The sequence below is a fragment of the Cellulomonas hominis genome (assembly GCF_005239125.1).
Lineage (GTDB): Bacteria > Actinomycetota > Actinomycetes > Actinomycetales > Cellulomonadaceae > Cellulomonas > Cellulomonas hominis_A.
Genome location: NZ_SZYE01000354.1, coordinates 1 through 1,136, shown reverse-complemented (window position 1 = coordinate 1,136; position 1,136 = coordinate 1). Strand labels below are relative to the sequence as shown.

1 protein-coding gene is annotated in these 1,136 nt (G+C 81.2%); it reads left to right on the top strand.

All coding sequences use genetic code 11. The features are described from left to right. Nucleotides 1-1,136: ComEC/Rec2 family competence protein (locus tag FA014_RS19550; RefSeq protein WP_195969401.1), on the top strand; the 1,136-nt coding region annotated here is incomplete at both ends.

Sequence of the window (1,136 nt, the reverse complement as noted above, 5' to 3'; positions counted from 1 at the left end):
CCGGCAGGCGCTGCGCACCCGCCCGCGGGAGCTCGGCCCGCGCCGGGGTCCCTGCGGACACCCGCACGCCCGCCTGCCGGACAGGGCCGCGCTGCGGGCGCAGGGCGGGCTGGCGGTGGGCGCGGTGGCGGTGCTGCTGCTGGCGACGGGGACGCAGGTCCGCGCGCGCGAGGCCGGGGACGTCCGCGGGCTCGCCGAGGATCGCGCACGGGTGCGGCTCGTCGGGACCGTCCGGTCCACCCCGCAGGCGCCGGGCGGCGGGGGCGGCTCGCGGGGTGTGGTGCGCTTCCTGCTGGCGGTCGACTCCGTGACCGTCGTCGGTGCCGGGCAGGGGCCAGGCGGGGGCGCCGGCCGCGGTGTCGACGGGCCGGACGGCGGCGCCCTCGGGACGCGCGCCGCGGTCGACGTGTACGCGCCCGCCGCGGCGTCCGACCTGGCCTACGGCACGCGGGTCGCGGTGGAGGCGCGGCTCTCCCCGGTCCCGGACACGGCCCGGCGCGCGATGGCCCGCGCCCGTGCGGACGGCGACCCGGCGGTCCGTGCACCTCCGCCCGCCGTGCTCCGGGTCGCCGACGGGCTGCGGACCGGGCTGGTCGCGACCGCGGCCGCGGTCCCTGGTGACGCGGGGCGACTGCTGCCGGCGGTGGCCGTCGGCGACACCCGCGGGGTCGGCGACCTCGACGACGCGATGCGGGTGTCCGGGCTCGCGCACATCACGGCGGTGTCCGGCGCGCACTTCTCGATCCTCGGCGCCGTGGTGCTGGCCGTGGTCACGCGGTGCGGGGTGCCGCGGCGGTGGCGCTGGCTCCCGCTCGCGCTGGTGCTCGGCGGGTTCGTGGCGGTGGTGCAGCCCGGGTCGAGCGTCGTGCGCGCGGCGGTGATGGGCGCGGTCGGCGTGCTCGGCATCGTGGCGGGCCGCCCGGCGCGGTCGGTGCCCGCCCTCGCGTGCACGGTGATCGTGCTGCTCGTCGTGGATCCCTGGCTGGCGCGGGACGTCGGGTTCGTGCTGTCGGTGGTCGCGACGGCGGGCATCGCGCTGCTTGCCGGGCCGCTGGCGCGGCGGTGGTCCGCGCCGGCCGGCCCGGCACGGGCACACCGCGCCCGCGGCGCCCAAGACCCGCGGGGCCGCCGCAGCC